This window comes from Desulfosporosinus sp. SYSU MS00001 (assembly GCF_049943955.1).
In the GTDB taxonomy this organism is placed as follows: Bacteria; Bacillota; Desulfitobacteriia; order Desulfitobacteriales; family Desulfitobacteriaceae; genus Desulfosporosinus.
Map to the genome: position 1 here is coordinate 454,519 of NZ_JBNFTW010000001.1, position 20,769 is coordinate 475,287.

18 protein-coding genes are annotated in these 20,769 nt (G+C 45.9%); 17 read left to right on the forward strand and 1 reads right to left on the reverse strand.

The genetic code is table 11. The features are described from left to right. The first annotated feature begins 103 nt into the window (after positions 1-103). From selA to mobB, 7 genes are all read left to right on the forward strand, one after another. On the forward strand, positions 104-1,516 hold the full coding sequence (gene selA / locus ACPUYX_RS02175; protein ID WP_426378094.1) for an L-seryl-tRNA(Sec) selenium transferase: 1,413 nt from the start codon (positions 104-106) through the stop codon (positions 1,514-1,516). Between the two features lie 125 nt (positions 1,517-1,641). Then, positions 1,642-2,715 (forward strand): selenide, water dikinase SelD, encoded by a 1,074-nt coding sequence (gene selD / locus ACPUYX_RS02180; RefSeq protein ID WP_426378095.1) that lies wholly within the window; start codon positions 1,642-1,644, stop codon positions 2,713-2,715. A 43-nt stretch (positions 2,716-2,758) separates the two neighbouring features. Next, positions 2,759-4,336, forward strand: a complete 1,578-nt coding sequence (gene bshC, locus ACPUYX_RS02185) for a bacillithiol biosynthesis cysteine-adding enzyme BshC (RefSeq protein ID WP_426378096.1) — start codon at positions 2,759-2,761, stop codon at positions 4,334-4,336. A gap of 242 nt (positions 4,337-4,578) precedes the next feature. Next, complete coding sequence (locus ACPUYX_RS02190; protein WP_426378097.1) at positions 4,579-5,634, forward strand: LCP family protein; 1,056 nt, start codon at positions 4,579-4,581, stop codon at positions 5,632-5,634. 127 nt (positions 5,635-5,761) lie between these two features. Continuing rightward, the gene (locus ACPUYX_RS02195) at positions 5,762-7,708 is read left to right on the forward strand and encodes a DUF342 domain-containing protein (RefSeq protein ID WP_426378098.1); all 1,947 of its coding nucleotides are present in this window, start codon (positions 5,762-5,764) and stop codon (positions 7,706-7,708) included. A gap of 244 nt (positions 7,709-7,952) precedes the next feature. Next, positions 7,953-9,167, forward strand: coding sequence for a gephyrin-like molybdotransferase Glp (gene glp / locus ACPUYX_RS02200; RefSeq protein WP_426378099.1), 1,215 nt, complete (start codon positions 7,953-7,955; stop codon positions 9,165-9,167). 1 nt (position 9,168) lies between these two features. Continuing rightward, entirely contained in the window at positions 9,169-9,714 is a 546-nt protein-coding gene (gene mobB, locus ACPUYX_RS02205) for a molybdopterin-guanine dinucleotide biosynthesis protein B (RefSeq protein ID WP_426378100.1), read from the forward strand. Positions 9,715-9,812: 98 nt separating this feature from the next. Here mobB and ACPUYX_RS02210 read toward each other — a convergent pair whose 3' ends face one another. Continuing rightward, a complete protein-coding gene (locus tag ACPUYX_RS02210) occupies positions 9,813-10,772 on the reverse strand; it encodes a Na/Pi cotransporter family protein (protein WP_426378101.1) in 960 nt (319 codons plus the stop codon). A 130-nt stretch (positions 10,773-10,902) separates the two neighbouring features. Here ACPUYX_RS02210 and ACPUYX_RS02215 point away from each other — a divergent pair, with 130 nt between their 5' ends. The 10 genes from ACPUYX_RS02215 (at position 10,903) to ACPUYX_RS02260 (ending at position 20,478) form a co-directional block, all read left to right on the forward strand. Further along, the gene (locus tag ACPUYX_RS02215) at positions 10,903-11,415 is read left to right on the forward strand and encodes a GNAT family N-acetyltransferase (protein ID WP_426378102.1); all 513 of its coding nucleotides are present in this window, start codon (positions 10,903-10,905) and stop codon (positions 11,413-11,415) included. Positions 11,416-11,691: 276 nt separating this feature from the next. Next, a complete protein-coding gene (locus tag ACPUYX_RS02220; RefSeq protein ID WP_426378103.1) occupies positions 11,692-13,185 on the forward strand; it encodes a TldD/PmbA family protein in 1,494 nt (497 codons plus the stop codon). After that, on the forward strand, positions 13,182-14,501 hold the full coding sequence (locus tag ACPUYX_RS02225) for a metallopeptidase TldD-related protein (protein ID WP_426378104.1): 1,320 nt from the start codon (positions 13,182-13,184) through the stop codon (positions 14,499-14,501). The genes ACPUYX_RS02220 and ACPUYX_RS02225 overlap by 4 nt, the downstream gene beginning before the upstream one ends. Positions 14,502-14,518: 17 nt before the next feature. Next, positions 14,519-15,280 (forward strand): histidinol-phosphatase, encoded by a 762-nt coding sequence (locus ACPUYX_RS02230; protein ID WP_426378105.1) that lies wholly within the window; start codon positions 14,519-14,521, stop codon positions 15,278-15,280. Positions 15,281-15,292: 12 nt separating this feature from the next. Then, complete coding sequence (locus ACPUYX_RS02235) at positions 15,293-15,784, forward strand: hypothetical protein (RefSeq protein WP_426378106.1); 492 nt, start codon at positions 15,293-15,295, stop codon at positions 15,782-15,784. 82 nt (positions 15,785-15,866) lie between these two features. Beyond that, complete coding sequence (locus ACPUYX_RS02240) at positions 15,867-16,562, forward strand: hypothetical protein (RefSeq protein WP_426378312.1); 696 nt, start codon at positions 15,867-15,869, stop codon at positions 16,560-16,562. 83 nt (positions 16,563-16,645) lie between these two features. After that, positions 16,646-17,005, forward strand: coding sequence for a YlbF family regulator (locus tag ACPUYX_RS02245; protein WP_426378107.1), 360 nt, complete (start codon positions 16,646-16,648; stop codon positions 17,003-17,005). A gap of 60 nt (positions 17,006-17,065) precedes the next feature. Then, positions 17,066-18,202: an N-acetyl-alpha-D-glucosaminyl L-malate synthase BshA gene (gene bshA, locus ACPUYX_RS02250; protein ID WP_426378108.1), complete on the forward strand. Its 1,137-nt coding sequence runs from the start codon at positions 17,066-17,068 to the stop codon at positions 18,200-18,202. A 37-nt stretch (positions 18,203-18,239) separates the two neighbouring features. After that, positions 18,240-19,148, forward strand: a complete 909-nt coding sequence (locus ACPUYX_RS02255) for an AAA family ATPase (protein WP_426378313.1) — start codon at positions 18,240-18,242, stop codon at positions 19,146-19,148. Then, positions 19,126-20,478 carry a vWA domain-containing protein gene (locus ACPUYX_RS02260; protein ID WP_426378109.1) on the forward strand — a complete coding sequence of 451 codons (1,353 nt, stop codon included), beginning with the start codon at positions 19,126-19,128 and terminating at the stop codon, positions 20,476-20,478. The genes ACPUYX_RS02255 and ACPUYX_RS02260 overlap by 23 nt, the downstream gene beginning before the upstream one ends. Positions 20,479-20,769 lie beyond the last annotated feature (291 nt).

Consider the following 20,769-nt stretch of genomic DNA (forward strand, 5'->3'; position numbering starts at 1 on the left):
CTATATCATATGCTAATATGGATGTCGAAATCCTAAAAAGTGTGCAAGCCTTAAGAATGTATAATTGGTCGCTTAAAAAACAGCCTGTGAGGAGTGTTAACCGATGGAGGAAGATAAACAACGGCGTTTAAGAGCACTTCCGGCAGTTCATGAAGTGCTGGCTCGTCTGGAAGCAGAGGCGGAATTCGGTCCCTTCTTGACGAATAAGAGTAGCTTGCCCCGGATAAAACATTGCGTTCGACAGCTTTTACAAAAAGCGCGGGAAAATGTCTACAGAAATACATCGGATTGGGGTGGGGATGTTGAAGCGGAGGTTTGGCCGTGGCTATTGGACGAACTGTTTCAAGCCTTGGCTAATCCTGAAACAAATTTGCGCCGTGTGATTAACGCCACTGGCGTTGTCTTACATACAAATTGCGGCCGAGCACTTCTTGCGCCGGAAATTGCCCGCTTCGTGGCTGCTCAAGCTGAACGATATAGTAATCTGGAATTGAATATTGAGACTGGAGAACGGGGCTCACGCTATTCTCTTGTCGAGCAGCTCCTTTGTGAACTTACCGGTGCAGAAGCGGCTATGGTAGTCAATAATAATGCTGCAGCTGTACTGCTGATGATGAATACGTTTGCCTTGGGCAAAGAAGTCATTGTTTCCCGCGGCGAATTAGTTGAAGTTGGAGGATCCTTTCGAATACCTGAAGTTTTAAAAGCCGGAGGGGCAAAACTCGTTGAGGTGGGAAGTACAAATAAGACCTGGTACAGAGATTACGAAGATGCGATTTCCTCGGAAACAGCCCTTCTCTTGAAGGTTCATACCAGTAATTATCGACTGGAAGGCTTTACTCATGCCGTTGCTGGAGCAGAGTTGGTTGAGCTTGGAGAAAAACGGGGTATTCCTGTTATGGAGGATTTAGGGAGCGGGAGTTTTTTTGATGGGACAAGTTTGGGTTTCCCTTCTGAACCAACGGTTCAGCAAACTGTAAACGCTGGGCTGGACCTGGTCACTTTCAGCGGCGATAAATTGTTAGGTGGTCCGCAGGCCGGGATTATCGTCGGCAAACGACGTTTTATTGATCGCCTGAAAACGAATCAATTGACGAGAGCTCTGAGAATTGATAAGTTGACGTTAGCTGCCTTAGAAGGAACGCTCCGAATGTACTTAAATGGAGAGGGCGGGGAAATCCCTGTTTGGAAAATGCTTTCCTATTCTTCCCAGGACTTGAAAGCCAAGGCAGAGGAGCTGAAATCTGTTTTGGAACTGAACAAGACTATTTCTGTGGCAATCCAAGAGGATGTATCGCAAGTAGGAGGCGGGGCATGGCCCACAGTGAATCTCCCAACATGGGTATGTTCCGTACGTCCTAAGCAAGGAAGTGTTAACGAACTGGAAAGGTTCCTGCGTTTGGGTCCTGCAGCGATTCTAACCCGCATCCAGAAGGATTGGGTACTTTTCGATGTGCGAACTTTGCTCGTCGGAGACATTGAGGATATAGCGCAACGCCTTAATGATTGGAAATAGAGGGGTCGGCTTTAGCTGAATGAGTTCACTCTGTGTAAGGTTGACGTTGAGAGTAATAAGGCTATAATTATAATTGCAACGTGATGCATAGTTATAACGTAAACTGTATTTTGGAGGTGACTTGAATGGAACTTGATCTCAATAGTCAAGAAAAAATCCGCTTGACCCAGTTCTCAACAAAAGCAGGCTGAGGATGCAAGATAGGTCCTGGGGACCTGGCACAAGTTTTGTGCTGCTTACCTCCAAATCAAGAAGATGCCAATTTGATTGTAGGCCTGGATACTTCTGACGACGCTGGAGTCTATCGTATCAACGATGAACAGGCTCTTGTACAGAGCGTCGATTTCTTTACTCCCGTGGTGGATGATCCTTATGCTTTTGGACAAATTGCTGCGGCCAATGCTTTAAGTGACATTTATGCCATGGGGGCCAAACCCTTGACGGCGATGAACTTAGTTTCGTTTCCCATTAGTAAATTAAAAATGGAAGTATTAGCCCAAATTCTTCAGGGCGGCAGTGACAAAATCCGGGAGTCGGGGGCAGTTTTGGTCGGAGGACATTCCATTGACGATTCTGAGCCGAAATATGGACTTTCCGTCACCGGAGTTGTTCATCCTGATAACGTTCTTTCCAATGCTAAAGCTGAGGCTGGCGATTACTTAGTCCTTACCAAACCTCTTGGCGTAGGAATTATTACGACAGGAATAAAGCGTGGTATTGTTTCTGCAAAGGCGGAACAAGAAGTTATTCAGGTCATGGCTGCTCTGAACAAAGGAGCTGCTGAAGCTGCCGTTGAAGCAGGTGTTCACGCGGTCACGGATATAACAGGTTTCGGATTGTTAGGACATTTACATGAGATGCTTTCGGCAAGCGGCTTAAGTGCTGAAGTATATGCTAAAGATGTCCCGGTTTTAGAGAGTGTTTGGCAATGCATAGAGCAACAGGCAATTCCCGGAGGGACAAGAGCCAATCAGCGTCACCTTGAAGGCTGGATAGAGTTTACTTCCGATGTACCCGAGGAGCTGCAGGTTGTGCTCTGTGATGCCATAACTTCTGGCGGACTTCTAATTGCGGTTTCCCAAGATCGTCTGGAACCTTTGCTAAGACAGCTGACTTTAACACAGACCCCGGCGGCTGCAGTGATCGGACGAGTCTGCAGTGGACAGCCCGGAAGAATTGCGATTTCCCTGCACCCATGATACAATACCCCGTATATTGGAAAGGTAGCGGGGGGGATGAACTATGAGAGATCCGATGCAAGCCTTGGCTACTTGTTTTGAACAAGTAGCTTTTTTTTTCCCCAGCGGCAATCCTCACCTTCAAGAAAGTTTTGAGCAGCGAGCAAGGTATTTAGATACGAGGAATTATCCAAGAGAAAAACTTGTTGATGCTTTAAAAGCCTATCACCAATTCTTAGGGGCAAACAGGAAAACACTGCAAATGATTGAAGAGCTGAGGCGTAATGAAACCTTAGTCGTTATTACCGGCCAACAAGCGGGGATTTTTACCGGACCTTTGTATACCTTATATAAGGCTATGACGATTATTCGTCTTGCTGAGGAACAAAGGGAAAGGCTTGGGCGGCCTGTTGTACCGGTATTTTGGATTGCCAGTGAGGATCATGACTGGATAGAAATACATAAAACCTACTTTTTAAATGATAAGGGGATGCCTTTTTCCTGCAGTCTTCCGGGTGACGGAGAAGGTAAATCAGTAGGAATCCTGCCTGTTCCTGCCTGGGAAGCTATTGAGCAGCAACTTTTGCAGCTTCCGGATGGTGAATTTAGAGCCTCAGTGCTCCGGGATTGCCGGCGATTTCTTAATCAAGCAGAAAATCTTGCCCAATGGTTTGCCTTAACCTTACAGTGGCTGCTCAAAAAATGGGGTCTGATCTTGTTTGATCCTTTGCTGCCGGAATTCAAATGTCTGGCGGCTCCAATGTATGAACAAATCCTTAAACTATATGGTGACGTTCGGGAGGCTCTGTTCCGGAGAACTGAGGCTTGGACACAACTTGGCTTTTCAGCCCAGATTCAGCCACTGGGAGGCGAAGTGAACTTATTCCTGGCCAATCCTGAACGCCGGGCGATTTTAAATCAGGGTCACGGTTTTTATTTAAGAGGCCAAGACAAAATCTTGGATAATGACCTTTTGCCCGCGTTGTTAAGGAAAAATCCTGAAACGTTTTCTCCCAATGTTGTTACTCGGCCAATTGTTCAGGAATTTTTATTCCCCACCTTAGCCTATGTTCCCGGTCCTGGAGAATTGAATTATTGGGCACAGCTGGGTGACGTGTTTTCAACCTTTGGGTTCGTTATGCCCATCTTATTTCCCCGTTTGTCTGCAGTTATTGTGACACCTTCCTGGCAGAAAACTCTTGGCAAAGCAGGATTGACGTTGACTGATGTTTATCAGGGGTTAGACGGTTATAAAGAACGCTGTATTCGCGACCGGGATTCCCTGGATATTGAGCAACGTATACGGCAATTGAGGTCAGTGATCGAAAAAGGTTATAAAGAATTGGGGCCTCTTGAGGATATTCATGCTAACGTCCATGATTGGTTAATTCGGAATGAAAAGAAAGTCAATCTCCAAATAGAATACTTAAGAAAAAAACTCTGGCAAGCTCAGCGCAAGAACTATAGTGCAGTTCTCGAGGGTTTAAGGGTGCTCGAGGATGGAATTACGCCTAATAAAGGGAGACAGGAGCGGATCCTGAATCCTTTGTACTTTGTTATACTGTTTGGCGAGGGCTTTGTTGAGCGTATTGCTGAACTCCCTTTAACAGGAGATTTTTGCGAACAGAAGATTTTGCTGTGACTCTATTATTAAAAGGGACTGCAAGTGAATCTGTGAGGAATTGGCTATAGCATTTTTGAAAAAGGAAAAGGTCTGAAAGGGTTAAAAGCGTTAAACGCATTAAACGCATCCTTTCGGACCTTTTTTGTATAGTTTTCAAAGACTTCTATTAAAAAGTAATAATTAAATGTAGAGGCAGGGCTTTTAGATGCTAAAATTTGGTTATAATTCAAGAAAGAGCTTTTATAATGGAGTTGTTATAGATGATCAATAAATGGGTCTCAAGGCTGACTGCGATCACGATCTGTGGGGTGCTAGCCCTTGGTTTTTGGGGGTATAAGGGATTTAGTGGCTCCGGGAAAACCATTTCCAAGGAAAATTCCTTTAATGATTCAGCCAGAAACATAGATGAGCGGGTCAATGTTTTGCTCATCGGCGCTGATCAGAGACTTGAAGAAACAAAATTTAATACAGACTCTCTTATTGTTGCAAGCATCGACCCTAAAACACAGAGGATAAGCTTGCTGTCTATTCCTCGAGATACAAGAATTTTCCTCGCAGGACATGGATATATAAAAATTAATGCTGCAGCATCGTTGGAAAATTTGGATGCGTTACAAAATAGCGTGGAAGATTTAACCGGTGAGACAATCTCAGGTTATATTCTGACAAATTTCCAAGGCTTCAAGAAAATAATTGATACCTTGGGCGGGGTCCCAGTTGATGTGGAAAAGGATATGTATTATGAAACCGGTGATCAGGATGATGGCTATATTAATCTGCATAAAGGTTTGCAGCGCCTTGACGGTGAGAAGGCCTTGGAGTATGCTCGTTTTCGGCATGATGCCCTATCCGATATTTCCCGGACGGCTCGACAGCAGATTGTTTTAAAGGCTGTGGCTAAAGAAATGGTTCAATTGAGCACGTTACCAAAGCTGCCTTATCTTGTTCCGGAATTAATGCAGGCTGTAACAACCAATTTATCGGTCAAGGATATACTAGCCGTAGCTAAGACTGCCGTAGGTTTTAATAGCGCAAATGTTATTTCCCAGACCTTACCGGGGTCATTTTTAGAGGTTGATGGTGTGAGTTATTGGCAAGTTGATCCTATGGATGTTAAGAAAGTTGTTGCAAATTTGCAGCAAGGGTTGACGACGGACAGAGTCATCGACGAAGAGCCTGTTGACTTATTAAAACCTGTTATTCCAACACCCAGTAAGCCACTGCCCAAAGTCCCAGGGAACAGTCTGGATCCGAACGGGACTAAATCCTCAGATTATGAAATTTTTAATGTCGAAGCAAGCCAAAATACTCCCTGATTTTCAGAAGATTATCCTAAATTATAAAATATTATCAGCTTTTAGGACCAAAGACCTATGTGGTTTTCGATAAATTTCTGATATGTTAAATTTAAAGGTAATTTTTTCAATGAGCGGGGAGATAAAGATGCCAGAAGAAGTCGTTCATGGTAATTCTCTCGAAGAAATTAGAGTAGACTGGGCGACTAAACTTAAGTTGCCACAAGAAGAGATCAGAATTGAAGTTCTAGAAAAACCTCATTTTTTTTCGAAAAAATGGAAGGTCCGTTTGTCTTGGAATGATATTATTGAGCAAACCCCCGAGGATTTGCATCTGACCCCTACTCAAGTTAAGCGGGAGGATAACAAGTATACATTTGTTTTCGGCGAAGGTGTAAAACGCTTTATCCCTTTTCCTCGAGCGGGAGAAGTTCAACGGAATGGCAGCCCTCAGAACAAGCCTTTTTTTGTTGACTTTGGAGATCAAGTGGAATTTTATCCTTTGCAGCACACCGGTCAATTGACCTGGGAATTGCAAATTCGTAATCAGGGGGGGGCTGTTGCAGCTAAAGTCAGGCATGAACTTCCGGGACATTATCTTATTCCGGAGGAACTTCCAGCCTCTGAAGTTATAGATTTGGCCCAAGTTGCCTTCTGGGAGTCCCTGCCTATGGGCAGCGAGGCCTGGGATGAGGCGAAGCTCGACAGGGATCTGGAACAGTTACAAGTAGTTCACGGACGGCGGCCCCAAAGCTGGTCAGAAATATTGTCCGTGAAAGGTATTGGTGAGGTTATTGTTGCTGAAGCTACTCCAGTGGTTCCGCCTCAGCACGCTCAATTAGAGGACTTTGTAGGGGAGCCCCAGAAAAGTATTGCTTCTGACGAGAATAAGGTTGATTTTTACGCCTCCAAAGTAAAATTAGTTGAAGAGGGAACCGTTTTAGCCCGTAAAATACCGGGAAAACCGGGAGTTCCCGGAAAAGATGTTTTTGGCAAAGAGCTTGGAACAGCTGCAGTCAAGGATTTTCAATTTCGCTTAAAAAAGAATGTCCATCTTTCTGAAGATGGGCTTGAAGTTATTGCCTCATGTTCCGGGCAGCCGGTACGTGTTGATGAAAAGACGTACATGGTAGAAAATGTCTATGTACAAAATCAGGATGTTGATTTAGCAAGCGGAAGCATTGATTTTCCCGGGGATGTCTATGTTAATGGAAATGTTCACGATGGGCTTCATATTTTGGCTGGGGGAAAAATAGAAATTAAAGGTTCGGTTTCCCGCGCCGAGATAAGGGCTGAAAAAGGTGCTAAGATTTATGGGAACATTATGGGCGGCAAGACCTTTATCGGAGAAAAATATGTTGCTCGCTCTCAACTTCTACGATCGTTGTCTGATCTGCAGGATCAGCTGAACAGCTGTTTAGCCAACACTGCCGTTTTGCTCAAAGCTTCGGGGAACAACAACCTTAAACCGGGACAATGTCTAAAACTTATCCTGGAGAGACAATATACCAATCTTCCCAAACTATGTGCTCGAATCGAGAAATATATCCAGGAACATAAAGATGATGAAATGGTTTCCGAGGGTTTAATTATTTCGATCCAAACTGCAAAACGTTTTTTAGTTGGTTTAGGGCCTCTTGAAGTTCAATCAGTGCAGGCTTTACAACGAGTTGATCAAGCTCTGGCACAATATGTTGAAAATATATCCGTCGAGATTCCGGAAAAACTTAGCTTGGAAGTAGGCTACTTGCAAGGAGCAAATGTTGAATGCGGCGGATCGTTTAAGTGTTCTAAGGGAATCTACAACTCGGAAATTCATATTGAAGAAGATGTGACTATTGAAGGTGTATGTCGGGGTGGGAAAATCTTTGCCGGAGGAAATGTTAAGATCAATGAATTGGGCGGCTCAGGGGTTAGTGCCACTTACGTTCAGATAAGTTCTGACAGTCGTCTTTCTGTGACGTATTGTCATCAAAATGTTGTCGTAACAGTGGGAAGGGAAGTTATTCAGATAGAAGAGAATTGCAAACAATTGGAGATTTATCGGGAGGATGGACGTGTACACGTTGATAAACTTAAGGCGAATCCTTTTTAGAGAAAAATGTCACAATACGCAAAACGGGGGGTTGCAAAACGAAATTGAGTAGTTTCGTAGAGCAACACCCCCTTTTTTCTGCCCAAAATGTGCAACGGTAAGATGGGGACGGTCCTCTTAATACAGCGTGTTAAAAGGACCGTCCCTCTTGCTCACTTTGACAATGATTGGAATTGCCGATACACTAAGATATAAGATAAATGATGGAATAGAGTAATGAGAGGAAAATTGAGATGGATAGTATATGAAAATTATGATTGAGTTGGAAGAAGCTAAGGAACAAGTTCTGAAGGAGATAAGGCCTGTCGGGGAGGAAAGCGTTTCTCTGGCTAATGCGTTTCAGAGAATATTAGCCCAGGATGTGACTGCCAAAATTGATATGCCTCCCTTTGACCGTTCTCCGCTGGATGGGTATGCTTATCGGTCTACTGGGCTGGAAGATAACTCTCTGCAACTGGCTATCGTGAGTGAAATTCCTGCCGGAACTTTTTCCGAGCGAGAAATTATGGCCGGCGAAGCGGCAAAGATTTTTACTGGCGCTCCGATTCCGCCCGGTGCAAATTGTGTAGTACGTCAGGAAGATACGGAACGTGATGGGGATCAGGTAACCATTTTGCGTCCCATCATACCCGGCCAAAATATCGTCTATCGAGGAGAGGAAATCAAAAATGGGGACCTGCTTCTCAAACGTGGTTTCTTTTTGACGCCGCCTGCCGTTGGCCTTTTGGCTGCAATGGGTTGGGATCAGGTTAAGGTATACCGAAGGCCGCGTGTCGGTTTGCTTGCTACAGGATCAGAGCTGATGGCTGTCGGGCAGCCCTTGCTTCCTGCTAAAATCTATAATAGTAACAGCTATACGCTTTGCGGCATGATTCAAAACGCCGGCTGTGAGGTGATAGCGGTTCCAATTGTTTCTGACCAAATTGAAGATACGTTGGCAGCCTTAGAAAAAGTGGCTGATGCTGACATTGTAATCTCAACGGGAGGCGCATCCGTAGGAGATTATGATGTTATGCGCCATGCCCTTGCCCAATTCGGCTGTGAAATGCTTTTCTGGAAGCTCCGCTTGAAGCCTGGGACCCCTTTAGCGGCGGGCCGAAAGGGGAAACAACTATTTTTTTCACTTTCCGGGAATCCTGCTGCCGCTGTAGTGACCTTTGAACTTTTGGTTCGTCCGGTTTTGCGCAAACTAGCTGGTTATTCAGTAATCGAAGGGAAAAGAAGTTTCGTTAAAATGGCTAACGGCTTTGCCAAGGGAGGAAAACAACGACGATTTTTGCGGGCTCGAGCGGTATTTAAGGATGGAGAACTTTGGGCGGATTTAGCGCCTGCTCAAGGATCAGGAGTCCTTCGTTCCATGGTTGACAGTCAACTGCTGGTCGATGTGCCTGCAAATCATGGTCCGGTGAATCCGGGAGAATTATTATGGGCAAATTGGCTGGAAGCTTGGGAGAACTAGTATGAACGTAACTTATGGGAAAACTCGGATTCCTGTTATATCAATTGTAGGCAGCGGTTCAAATTCCGGCAAGACAACGCTGCTGGAAAAAATCATTCACGAGGCCAAGCAGCGCGGTTGGAGAGTTGGCACCTTGAAACATGATGTCCATGGCTTCGATCTTGATCAGCCGGGTAAGGACTCCTGGCGGCATGCCCAGGCTGGAGCGGATGTTGTAGCCATTAGTTCACCCCAAAAGATTGCCGTCATGGAAAAGGTAACTGAAGATCAACCCTTAGATGAGGTAATTGCCAGAATCCAGGGTGTTGATGTTATTTTTACGGAAGGCTATAAGTCGGGCAACAAGCCAAAAATCGAAGTTTTTCGCTCAGGTGTGCACCAGAAACCTTTTTGCCGGCCGGAAGAGCTTATAGCCATTGTCAGTGATCTAACTTTTGAGCTTGGAATTCCTACCTTTGGTTTAGATGATGCCTCGGGGATTTGTGATTTGATTGAATCGTTATTTGGAATTAGGGCGAGAGAGCAGTCATCAGAGGGAGAGGATTAGTCTTTTTCAAAGTAAAATCTAGGCAATCCCTAAGGTTTTTCATTTCATGTGATGTCGCATTGTTCCTTTGATGGAGTTCTATAGATGAATTGATGGTTTCACGGAAGAATCTTTGCCAAGAGTTGTGCAGTTTTGGGCAAGAGAGGAAAGGCCAAGAGAGAAGAAAGAACATTGAATATGGTATGAGCGTTGGCAACCTGGCGAGGGAGACTTCCGCCCATAACATTAAGGCCTTTGGCCATGGCACTGACAAAAGGCAAGAAGAGCAGAACGCCAAAAACGTTGAGCAGTACATGGAAGAGAGCTACTCTTTGCGCGGATCTTGAACTGGCTAAGGCAGCCAAAACGGCAGTGAAACAAGTCCCTATATTAGCACCAAAAATAAAGGCGAGGGCAGTTGGGAGGGTTATTCGGCCATCTTCCGTCAAGACCATGACGATACCTGTTGTGGCGCTGGAGGAATGAAGCAGGGCTGAAAGGATCGTACCGGCGAGAACCCCTTTGAGATGGTTATCGCCTAATTGCTGAAGAAATAGGCGGATGGAAGATTTGTCGGCGAGAGGGGCCATGCCTGCCTGAAGCATATTTAAGGCAAAAAAGAGAAGACTCAGGCCGAAGAAGGATAAAAAAAGGAAGCGAATTCGTCCAGTGATAAACAGATAACCGAGGGCGCTTAGAATCAAGAGGTAAGGAATAAACGATTCTACGGGGAAAGCGAGCAGTTGTGTGGTTAGCGTTGTCCCGATGTTGCTGCCTAAAATTAAGGCCAGAGCATTTTCGAAGGGAAGCAGTTCCGCATCGACGAAGGAGACAGCCATTACCGTTAAGGCGGTACTGGATTGAAGCAAGGCAGTCGTGATTGCTCCGGTGCAAAATCCACGGCTGGGGGTTTCCGTCATCCAAAGGAGAAATTTGCGCAGGTGATGTCCCGCAAAGAATTGAAGCCCCTGTCTCAATTCCTTCATTCCCCAGAGCAGAAGCCCCAGCCCTATGAGCAAAGTAATTATGTACAAGGAATCACCTTCTTTCGGAAAGATCTGAATACCTTTCGTTTGCATGGTTCACCGTCAGTTAAAGTATATGAAGTGGAACTGCGTCAAGAACTTCTCATATATACATAATCGTTGATTTTGGGATTAAAGTGACACTCCCTTGACGCATGCATACCTTACCTTAAGAGGTGATGATATGAGAGTTCGTCAAGGGAGTATTCGAGATTGGCCTTTTATGTATTCTTTGGGGAAAATAAATATACCGGATAGTGCTTCGCCATGGCGCAAGCAACCGCTGGAGGAAACTATTAAATATCGGGAAGCTGTTCTTAAAGGTTTTTGGACCTGGATTCAACAGACCGGGTCAATTGTCTTTATAGCGGAAGCTGCGGCGGAGGATGTTAATGACAATACTCCAATTAGGGAGTCGGGCGGGAATCAGTCACTGGGGTATTTGGTGCTTCATCCTTCTTCCCGCGAAGAGCTGACGGGTGTTTATCAGGGATGGATCATGGATTTTGGCGTACTTCCGGAATGGCGAGGTCAAAAGATTGGCGAAAAGTTGCTCAAGGCGGCAGAAGAATATTGTCGGCAGCATAATATCGCTTATCTGGGGCTGGCCTGCAGCAGTCATAATATTCCGGCCCTTCATTTGTATGAAAAGTCCGGTTTCGTCGAGGAACGCAAAATCATGGTAAAATGTTTATAAAAAAAAGCTTGCGACGATCCAAATCTTCGCCGCAAGTGAAGTAAAAGAGAGGAGTGGGGATTAAAAAAGAAAAACGTGAGACTAATTAAAGTGTATCCCGAGGAGTTCTTGTTTATACAGACCCCGGGATATTTTTTCTTTCGGTCGTTAGCTGCAGAGAAGATGCCTTGCAAGTTTGGCAACAGACGAGTTTCATCGGTCTCTATGGTATAATAACCCTATCGATAAGGAAAATTATAGGTCAACACTATAGTCTAAGAAAACAGGAGGGCAATTGTGGAACAAAAGGAGCTTAAAACATTCGTTCAGACAGTCTTGACTGAAGCCTCAACCTTTGAGGGGTATGTGATAGTACGTGCTCAGTCTCGCCGGGAATGGAGCATGCGTCTTAGTAACGGTCGTTTTGAGCGTGTTTCAACGGGCGAAGACCATGGCTTTGGGGTTCAGGCTTTTACCGAGAGCGGGGCGACAGGTTTTGCCAGCTCTGATGTTTTAGAGAAAGAGGTCGGGCGAAAACTGGTGGCAAAGGCTATTCAGCTTGCCCGCAGAAATGAAGCGCTTGGGACGAAGCCCAATCGTCAGATTTGGGATACGTCAAAGGTTAGAGCAGAAGAGGTGAATCCGGCACAAAAGGCTTTCGGAGAAGTCCCTTTGGCTGATCTGGAGGAGCAGGTTATGACCTTGCACTCAAGGATGAAAACGGCCTTTTCTCAAGCGGTCTGGCAGACCAGTTACCGTCAAGCCGAAGAGGTCTGGTGTATCGGAAGAACTGATGGTACCCTGGTATCTTTTGCAGTTCCCAGAGCGGTACTAATGCATCAAGGGACGGTACGGGCCGAAGGAAAAGCACAAAGCACACTTAGTCACCGCAGTGGGATGGATGTTTCAATTCTTTATGCAGAATTAGAGGATCATAGCCTGGAAGAGAAAGCGGTAAACAGGGCCAAGTTTGCTCAGGCCGTATGTACCGCTCCCCAGCTGCCAAGCGGTCATTATCCCCTCATCATTGACTATGGATTGGCTAAGGGTTTGGCACATGAAGCTTTTGGACATGCGGTAGAATCCGATCATATGAATGAGTCGGTACTTGGAGAAAAAGGAAAACTGCGAATTGGTTTGCGAGTAGCGAGACCCGGCGTCCATATTATTGACGGGCCTCTTGTGGGAGATTGGGCTTATCAGCCCTATTCAGCCAACGGGCTCCTGCGGGAAACGGTGACGATTGTTAAAGATGGAGTCTTGGAAGCCGGACTTGGCGATGTTTTTTCGGGACCTGAAGCCGGTATGCCGGTTACCGGAGCCGGGAGGGCAGAAAGTTATACCAATGTTCCTTTGCCGCGCATGAGTAATATTCGCCTCTTGGTTGATCGACTACTTCCTTTGCCGTCATCCCTGCCCTTAATGGATGAGGTGAAGTCAATTCGCGAAATCCTCTTAACCAACGGGGAACTTCTGGAAGGACAGAAAAACCTTCTTCTCCTGGGATATCGGGGCGGGCAAGTTAATCCCAAAACCGGAGATTTTGTCTTTCAATGCGATGGAATCATTGATGTTGCTGATCCTGATTTACCGATTTACCAACCTTCGATTTTCAGCGGCAAGATCCTTTCGGCTTTGGAAGCAATTCGGGGCGGCTTGGGTGAAGGTTGTTTTGATGCTATTGGAACATGCGGCAAGGGCGGTCAAGCGGTTCCATCAAGCGGCGGAAGTCATCGCTATCTGCTAATGGACCCTGATCAACAAGTCAGTTTGGGAGGGACACTGGGATGAAACTCGTTGCGCAATTAGAGGATCTTTTTTATCGCTATCAACAGGCCCCGCAGGACGAGAATTTGCGCTTATCCGCATGGCGCCTTTTAGTCAATGAATCACAAGTTGTCTCTCTGGGGATTAAAGATAATTCTCCCGGAGGAGTATATACCCCTCCAAGTTATCGGCAGAAGGAAAGCGGAGAGGTTTTCTTAGTCTGGGCAGATGGAACTTGCAGCGAGGCTATAGTCCAGCTGCAGCCTCAGAGTACGGCAGAGTTTTGGGAACAGAAAATGCAGCAGTGGAAGCAAGCTGCTTACACGGACCCAGAGGCTTCCCATATTCCTGCTCCTGAACCGTTACCTCTCGTGGCCGTTGAAGACAGAACTGTCCGGGAAATTATTGAGGGTGATGATGACGTTATATTTGATCTAGCCAAGCAGTGGCTCGAGGAAAAACCGGATAGGGCGAAAGTTCAAGGCAGCATCCAAGCTGCATGGGGATATCGCAATGTCCGAACCTCCACAGGCCTGGCGGTAACGTATCAACAATCTCAATTTGTGTCTTGGTTTTCCTTTGACAGTTTGGTTGGGGGCGGCTTTGCCAAACGCAGACTTATTCTTCCAGAAGAACAAAAAAAGTTATGGGCACAGACGGTGAAACGCTATGAAGCCCTGGCTGGAGAAGCGCCTGCTGTTAATCCTGAGACTCAGGTGATTTTTGCTCCAGCCATGACTGAGGAACTTTTGGGACAGTTTATCGTGCCTAATTTCTCCGGAGAACGAGTCATCGAAGGGCAGGGAGCCTTTTCCAAGGAAAATTTCGAAACGCACAAAGAAGTTTTCCATCCCCAGTTCTCTCTGACGATTGATCCCCTTCAGCCGCTTGAATTAGGCTCCTACATGGTTACTTCTGAGGGAGTGCCGGCCGTTCAAACTACTTTGGTGCAAGAAGGAAAGCTGCAAACTCCTTTTCTACGGGTAAAAGATGCCCTTCGTTGGGGTTTGAAACCGACAGGGCTGCCTCACGGGGCTGCGGGGCTATATCTTCGGCATACCGTTGAGGAAACTTGGGATAAGATTCTAAGTACTATTGAGGACGGCGTTTTGATTTTATCAGTCCTTGGCTTACATACTCAAGATGCTGTGGCGGGATCGTATTCTCTCAGCGCTCCCCATAGCCTGCGAATTATTAAAGGAGAGATTGTTGGACGCGTTGATGTTAAATTATCAGGAAATTTCTTCAGGGATCTGGCTGCAGCCACGACTAGGTTAGGACGATCTGATTTGAGCCTGCATCCATACCTCGTGGTAAGGACCGGGGTGCAGAAATTATAGAGAGGGGCTAAAAAGAGATGTTGGATTTACATGTTCATCTTCTGGGGCACGAAGACCGTGAGGCCAATCGGCAAAACATTCGGGCCTTTTTAGAGGAGGCTTCCCGCAAAGGGCTAAAGGAAATCGGATTTGCCGATCATGATTATTATTGGGAGCAAATGAATTTCCCTCTGATCCGAGAGGTGGCCGAGGAGTACCCGCATCTGAAGGTTCGAATTGGTCTGGAAGCTGACTATAGGCTAATGGAAGAAGAGAGAATTCAAAACCTCTTGCGCCAGTTTCCCTTCGATTTTGTCATAGGGTCTGTTCATGAAATTGCGGGTTGGGCCTTCGATTTTCCGGAAGAAGAGCCGAAGCATCATCAGCTAGAGGCGGATAAGCTCTATGGGGATTATTTTGACCTCGTGACCAAGGCGGCTCAAAGTGGGCTATTTACAACAATCGGCCATTTCGATCTGATCAAAATTTTTGGAGTCCGGCCAACTACGGATATTTTAGCTCTTGCCGATGAAGCGTTAACGGCGGTTGCTGAAAAGGGCCTGGTTTTAGAAATAAATACCAACGGGAGATATAAACCTGTCCGGGAATTTTATCCGGAGAAACGGCTCCTGGAAGAAATCAAGCGGCGAGGAATCAGCGTTACCTTAGGTTCGGATGCTCATAGTGCGGAAGTTGTCGGCCGAGACATTGATGAAGCGATTCTGATGCTGCGTCAGATTGGAGTGTCAACAGTCATAGGGTTCAGAGGTTTTGAAAAACTTACCTATACCTTGTCATAAGGGGGAGGAGATTTGTCATATCCGCTTAACGAAAAATGGCTGATTGAGGAGGGTGCCGCTCAGGCCTTGGTAGCTCTCTTAAACAGTCAGCAAGGGAAAGACTATAGGATTATTAAGCATGCAGACAGACCGGATATCGTCATCGAGAATCAACAGAATGGACGTCGTTTGGGAGTAGAAGTAACGCACCTTTTTTACGATTCCGATGAGGCGAGAGCTGTCTTTGGCAGATCCCGTGCTCAAAGTCACCCGCCTGAATATATTGAAGAATATATTCGGCGCCTCAATGTCCTTCTTGAGCAAAAAAGTGAGAAGGCAAAAGGGTATAGTCACGAAAATCCCCTGGCTCTTTTGATTCGAGTAGTTTCTCCGGTTTTTCACATGGTTGATTTTGAAGTATATGCCTCTAAAATCCAGGTTCCCCCTTCAGATTTTGCAATAATCTGGTTGTTGTTTTATGATTTTCAAGCCCGTGCCTGGACACTGCTTGAACGATTGCGCTAATTGCCTTTTGGGGCATAGACTCTCCTTAACGGTGCAACACTACCAAGTGTTAGTGTTTTGCCAAAGGAGAGGTGTTGTGTCCATGCCTTGGATGGAAATAGAAATTGATTCTTCATCGGATTGGAATGAAGAGGGCCTGGAAGATTGGGTGTTAGCTCTGGGGGCGTTTCTGACAGAAAAAGGAACAGGGTTGAAACCGGAAATTAGCAGGTCGCTGGGATATAATGTGGTTCATATGGGAGAAGAAGGGGTCGGAGCGTTGACCTTGCGGAGGGCAGAACGCCTGGTGCTTTTAGACGGCTTAGAGCTGAAAGATACGGTTGATTACGATTTTGCCCGTTTTGTCGTTCGCTTCGCCGGTCAGATGGGCGCCGTCGGAGTTTGTGCCTCTATCCAAAGCCCCGATGAACGAGCGTTTTGGGAGAAAATCGGAGGAGTTCTGCGGCCGGATCCTGTTCTGCTGGAAGATGACGTTCAACGAGAAAAGGTGGGCATCCGACAACTTACTAAGTTTTCCTTGCTTGTTACCTATGAAGAAGAGCCTGTTCTCTGCCTTGAACCCATTACAGTTAATTGTCATGCACAGGGAATCATAAGTCTATCGCAGCGTCGCTTGGAGAAAATGTATGGCGGAAATCCCTTAGGGTTTGCAAGCTGGAAAGCGGTTCATTGCCCTTGGTTAATCAGCAGGGAACAATGGCAGGATTTTTTGGCTTACAGTCGTTTGCAGGCTTTTGAGCTTTTGGCAAAACTCGTCATTCATAGTTCGTCGATTTAAAAAACTTACTATTTGTTTCAAACCACAAATTTTTATATAATATTGACAATCATTTAGATAAAGAGGGAAAGAGGGGTTAAGAAATGGCGGCACATGATTTGGCTCACGAATTGGCCCGTACACTTAAAGAATCAGCTGAATTCAAGCAGTTTCACAAATCAAAAGCAAAGGTTATGAGTGATGCTAATAATCATAAGATGGTTCGTGAATTTCAATTAAAACAGTGGGAGATACGTGAGGCGCAAATGTTGGAACAAGAAGTCAGCGAGGAAAAGCAGCAAGAGCTTGAACGTTTATATAGTCTGGTGAGCATTAATCCGGCAGCGAGGGAATATTTGGAGGCTGAATTTGAAGTGTCACGAATGGTTAATGATATCCAGAACATCATTGGAGAGGCCATTCAGGATGCCATGCCTATCGGGTTTGAGGATATAAATTCATGAAAGGCGGCCTCTTGGCTGGTTTGACAAAGACTATGCCGGATTCGAAGTGGGTGCTTGAGAATGAAAATTGGAATGGTTTGTTACCCGAGTTGTGGAGGAAGCGGTGTTGTCGCTGCTGAACTCGGCTATGCATTGGGTGAGCGAGGTCATGAAGTCCACTTTATCTCTTCGTCTCGCCCTTTTCGCTTACATCGCTATCATGAGCAGCTTTTTTTTCATGAGGTAACTGAGGTAAGTTATCCTTTGTTTAAAACGGCACCTTATACCTTGTTGCTGGCCAATAAAATTGTTGATGTTGCCAATTATGCAGAGTTGGATATTATCCACGCCCATTATGCAATTCCTCACAGCATCAGTGCCTATTTAGCTGTGCAAATGATGGCGAAGCCGCTGCCATTAGTTACGACACTGCATGGAACGGATGTCACCTTGGTCGGAGCCTATGAAGAGTTTTTTAAATTAACACGCTTAGCCTTAAAGGTAAGTGACCGCCTGACCTCTGTTTCTCACGCTCTTGCTTTGGAAACAGAAAAGACGTTTGGGAAAACAGATCAAGGAATCCAAGTGATTCCCAATTTTATTGATCCCAAAGTTTATTGTCCTTTAAGCAGTTCAACGCGACGACGCAGACAGTATTTTGCTCCTCAAGGCGAGAAGATTTTAGCCCATATTTCCAACTTCCGAGAGGTAAAACGCGTGGTTGACGTTGTCTATATTTTTGCGCAGGTTGAGAGGAGGGTAGATTGTCGTTTATTGCTGGTAGGAGATGGGCCTGAGATGAGCCGGGTGGAACGGGAGGTACTGAGACTGGGTTTAGAAGACAAGGTCCAATTTTTAGGCAAGCAAGAAAGCGTCCATGAGATTCTCCAGATGGTCGATGTCTTTCTGCTTCCCTCGGAACAAGAAAGCTTCGGGTTAGCAGCACTTGAAGCAATGGCATGCGGAGTTCCTGTCGTTGCCAGCAGAGTCGGTGGATTACCGGAAGTTGTCCGGCATGGAAAAACAGGCTTCCTGAAGACGACAGGAGACATTCAAGGAATGAGTGAAGCGGTTGTGGAGCTGCTCTCTGATGAAGCACGATACAGAACATTTTCTGAGCAGGCTGTCCGCTGGGCAAGAGAGACATTTCCGGTGGAGCGGGCTGTCTCGGAGTATGAGAAGGTGTATGAGAGTGCGGTTCATGAATTGAGAACATAATTCTAGGAAATGTGAAAGGGGGAGGACTATGAACCGGATGACCCTTGATCAGTTTGAAGATGCTTTAGAGGAAATCGGCTATATTACAGAACGGGATGATCGGATCGCTCTCACGTCCTTTTTAGCGACGGAGTTAGGCAAGCCTCTTTTGATTTCGGGGCCGGCGGGAGTCGGCAAGACGGAGATTGCTAAAGTTCTCAGCCAGGTTTTTGGGGCGCCATTGATTCGTTTACAGTGTTATGAGGGATTAGATGAAACGAAAGCACTTTATGAATGGAATTATCAAAGGCAGCTTTTGAAAATTCAGATGAGTCAGGAAACGTTAAAGGAGGAGGACCTTTTTTCTTCGGATTATCTGCTTCCTCGGCCGTTGTTGCAAGCCCTTGTCAATCCCGAAAAAAGTGTCTTGTTAGTTGATGAAATCGATAAGACAGATTCTGAATTCGAGGCGTTCCTCTTTGAATTATTGGGAGAATTTCAGGTGACCATCCCCGAGATGGGAACAATCAGAGCCCAAGAACCTCCGATCGTTGTTTTAACCTCCAACGGGGAAAGAGATCTTTCCGATGGGCTAAAGCGACGATGTATTTTTCTTAATGTAGAGCCCCCATCTGTCAATAAAGAAGTCCGAATTTTGCGTAAAAAGGTCGCGGATTTGCCGGAACGCTTAGCTTTAGAAGTGGCTCGCGCCGTTCATGTTTTGCGGGGCAGGCTCTCCTTAAATAAGGTGCCTTCAGTTTCGGAAACGATGGATTGGGCTAAGGCCCTGCTCGTTATGGGAAAAAACGATTTGGATCCTGCCTGGGTGGAGGCAACCTTGACCTTGTTATTAAAAAGTCAAGATGATGTAGACTTGTTTTATCGTGAAATGGGGGCGGAACGCCTTCTCTTCGAAGCAAGCAATCTGGGACAAGAGGAAAGGCATGCTCATGGAAAACAATCCTGAGAGAGCGAGTGAATTAGACCGCCATTTGGTTGAATTTGCCCAATTATTGCGCTCTGTTGGCTTAAAGATCAGTCCTTCGGAAATTTCTGATGCTGCGCAAGGATTAACGATACTGGGAATGGCAGATAAGAACAAGGTTGAAGCGGTATTGCAGGCAACCCTTGTTAAAGATGCTCGCTATATCCCCTCGTTTCAAGAAGCCTTTCGGGCCTATTTTGCCAGTAAGGAGCAAAAGGAAGTGTGGCAGAAGGAAACGGCAGATAAAGCCAGCCAATGGCAGGAACAGTTGGAGCAGGCAAGGCAGGATTTGCGTTTTCAGGGAAATGAGTTGGAGATTACGGAAGAACAGAGGGCTGTTTATGCAAGCCTGCCTGAGAACGATAAACGGCGATTAAAGGATTTCCTGGATAAGTCAGCACAAGGGACAAAAAGCGGGATCCCCGTTGATCATACATATCAGCCTATGGTTGAACGGGTTTTGCGCGGTTCTTTGGAGTATTGGCGCAAACGGTTAAATGAGGACGACCCGATTCTTTCGCCGGGCTCAACGGATGCCTTATTGTCAGAAGTTGAACGGGCACTGCGGGAACGCGAAGCAGATGTCTTAAGCCGGGACTTAAAAAAAATATCCCCAGAAGAATGGCCGGAAGTGACACGCCTGATTCGCCGTCTCAGTCAGCGTCTTGCCACCCAGGTTACAAGGCGCTATCGAGCTGATCACAGGCGCGGGGGGGTGGAGATGCGGGCAACGCTGCGCAGAAATCTGCGTTATGGCGGAGTGCTCATGGAACGGAGTTACCGCTCCCGACGCAGGGCACGACTTAAAATTGTTTTGCTCTGTGATATTTCGGGGTCTATGCTCAAATATACCGAGTTTATTTGGCAATTTGTTTATGGACTTTCTGAAGTCGTAAAAGGGATTAAAACCTTTGCTTTTGGCGAAGCTCTCATTCCTTTATCAGGACAATTAAAAAAAGAGCAGACATTTGAAGAAATGGTTAAGGAAACCCTGAAAATTTCGGGAAAAGAATGGGGCGGAGGGACAAATTTTGCCAATGCTTTACTGACTCTGCAACAGGCCTTTCCGGCAGCTCTTGCGAAGCAAACACTCTTAATTATTGTCAGTGACGGTCAAACCTTAGAAGGAGAAAAGGCGGCAGCTTTATTAGAACAGATTCGGCGCCATGTTCATGAAGTTCTCTGGCTGAATACTCTTCCTAAACGACGTTGGCAGGAGACTCCTTTTGTTCAAGCATTTCTGCCGAGCTGTCAAATGTATGAATGCTACACCCTAAGCCATTTAACTCAAATTTTGAAGCAACAATTCTAGGCTGGGAGTGTTTATTCTGAGAGCAAACAGAGCATACTATATATGAACTATTTGTTCTCAATTACACAAAGGTGAGGGAAGAAAAATGTTAGAAAAATGTAGAGCCTGCGGTTTTGAACATGAAGATTTGGAACATGTGCTTTTTCGAAGAAATCATGTGAGTAATCGTGTCTTACCTTATTGCTCACATTGTATGCGCCGATTATACCAGGTGCCTTATAGGCCGGAACGTGACCTATAATTCGGGCTAAATTATACATCATGCCCTGAAACATCGTTTTTATGCTTGCC

Bases quoted from the DNA above. Each gene is read 5' to 3' on its own strand.
- selA (WP_426378094.1), top strand. From the start codon at position 104: ATGGAGGAAGATAAACAACGGCGTTTAAGAGCACTTCCGGCAGTTCAT.
- bshC (WP_426378096.1), top strand. From the start codon at position 2,759: ATGAGAGATCCGATGCAAGCCTTGGCTACTTGTTTTGAACAAGTAGCT.
- ACPUYX_RS02190 (WP_426378097.1), top strand. From the start codon at position 4,579: ATGATCAATAAATGGGTCTCAAGGCTGACTGCGATCACGATCTGTGGG.
- ACPUYX_RS02195 (WP_426378098.1), top strand. From the start codon at position 5,762: ATGCCAGAAGAAGTCGTTCATGGTAATTCTCTCGAAGAAATTAGAGTA.
- glp (WP_426378099.1), top strand. From the start codon at position 7,953: ATGAAAATTATGATTGAGTTGGAAGAAGCTAAGGAACAAGTTCTGAAG.
- mobB (WP_426378100.1), top strand. From the start codon at position 9,169: ATGAACGTAACTTATGGGAAAACTCGGATTCCTGTTATATCAATTGTA.
- ACPUYX_RS02210 (WP_426378101.1), bottom strand. From the start codon at position 10,772: ATGCAAACGAAAGGTATTCAGATCTTTCCGAAAGAAGGTGATTCCTTG.
- ACPUYX_RS02215 (WP_426378102.1), top strand. From the start codon at position 10,903: ATGAGAGTTCGTCAAGGGAGTATTCGAGATTGGCCTTTTATGTATTCT.
- ACPUYX_RS02225 (WP_426378104.1), top strand. From the start codon at position 13,182: ATGAAACTCGTTGCGCAATTAGAGGATCTTTTTTATCGCTATCAACAG.
- ACPUYX_RS02230 (WP_426378105.1), top strand. From the start codon at position 14,519: ATGTTGGATTTACATGTTCATCTTCTGGGGCACGAAGACCGTGAGGCC.
- ACPUYX_RS02240 (WP_426378312.1), top strand. From the start codon at position 15,867: ATGCCTTGGATGGAAATAGAAATTGATTCTTCATCGGATTGGAATGAA.
- ACPUYX_RS02245 (WP_426378107.1), top strand. From the start codon at position 16,646: ATGGCGGCACATGATTTGGCTCACGAATTGGCCCGTACACTTAAAGAA.
- bshA (WP_426378108.1), top strand. From the start codon at position 17,066: ATGAAAATTGGAATGGTTTGTTACCCGAGTTGTGGAGGAAGCGGTGTT.
- ACPUYX_RS02255 (WP_426378313.1), top strand. From the start codon at position 18,240: ATGACCCTTGATCAGTTTGAAGATGCTTTAGAGGAAATCGGCTATATT.
- ACPUYX_RS02260 (WP_426378109.1), top strand. From the start codon at position 19,126: ATGCTCATGGAAAACAATCCTGAGAGAGCGAGTGAATTAGACCGCCAT.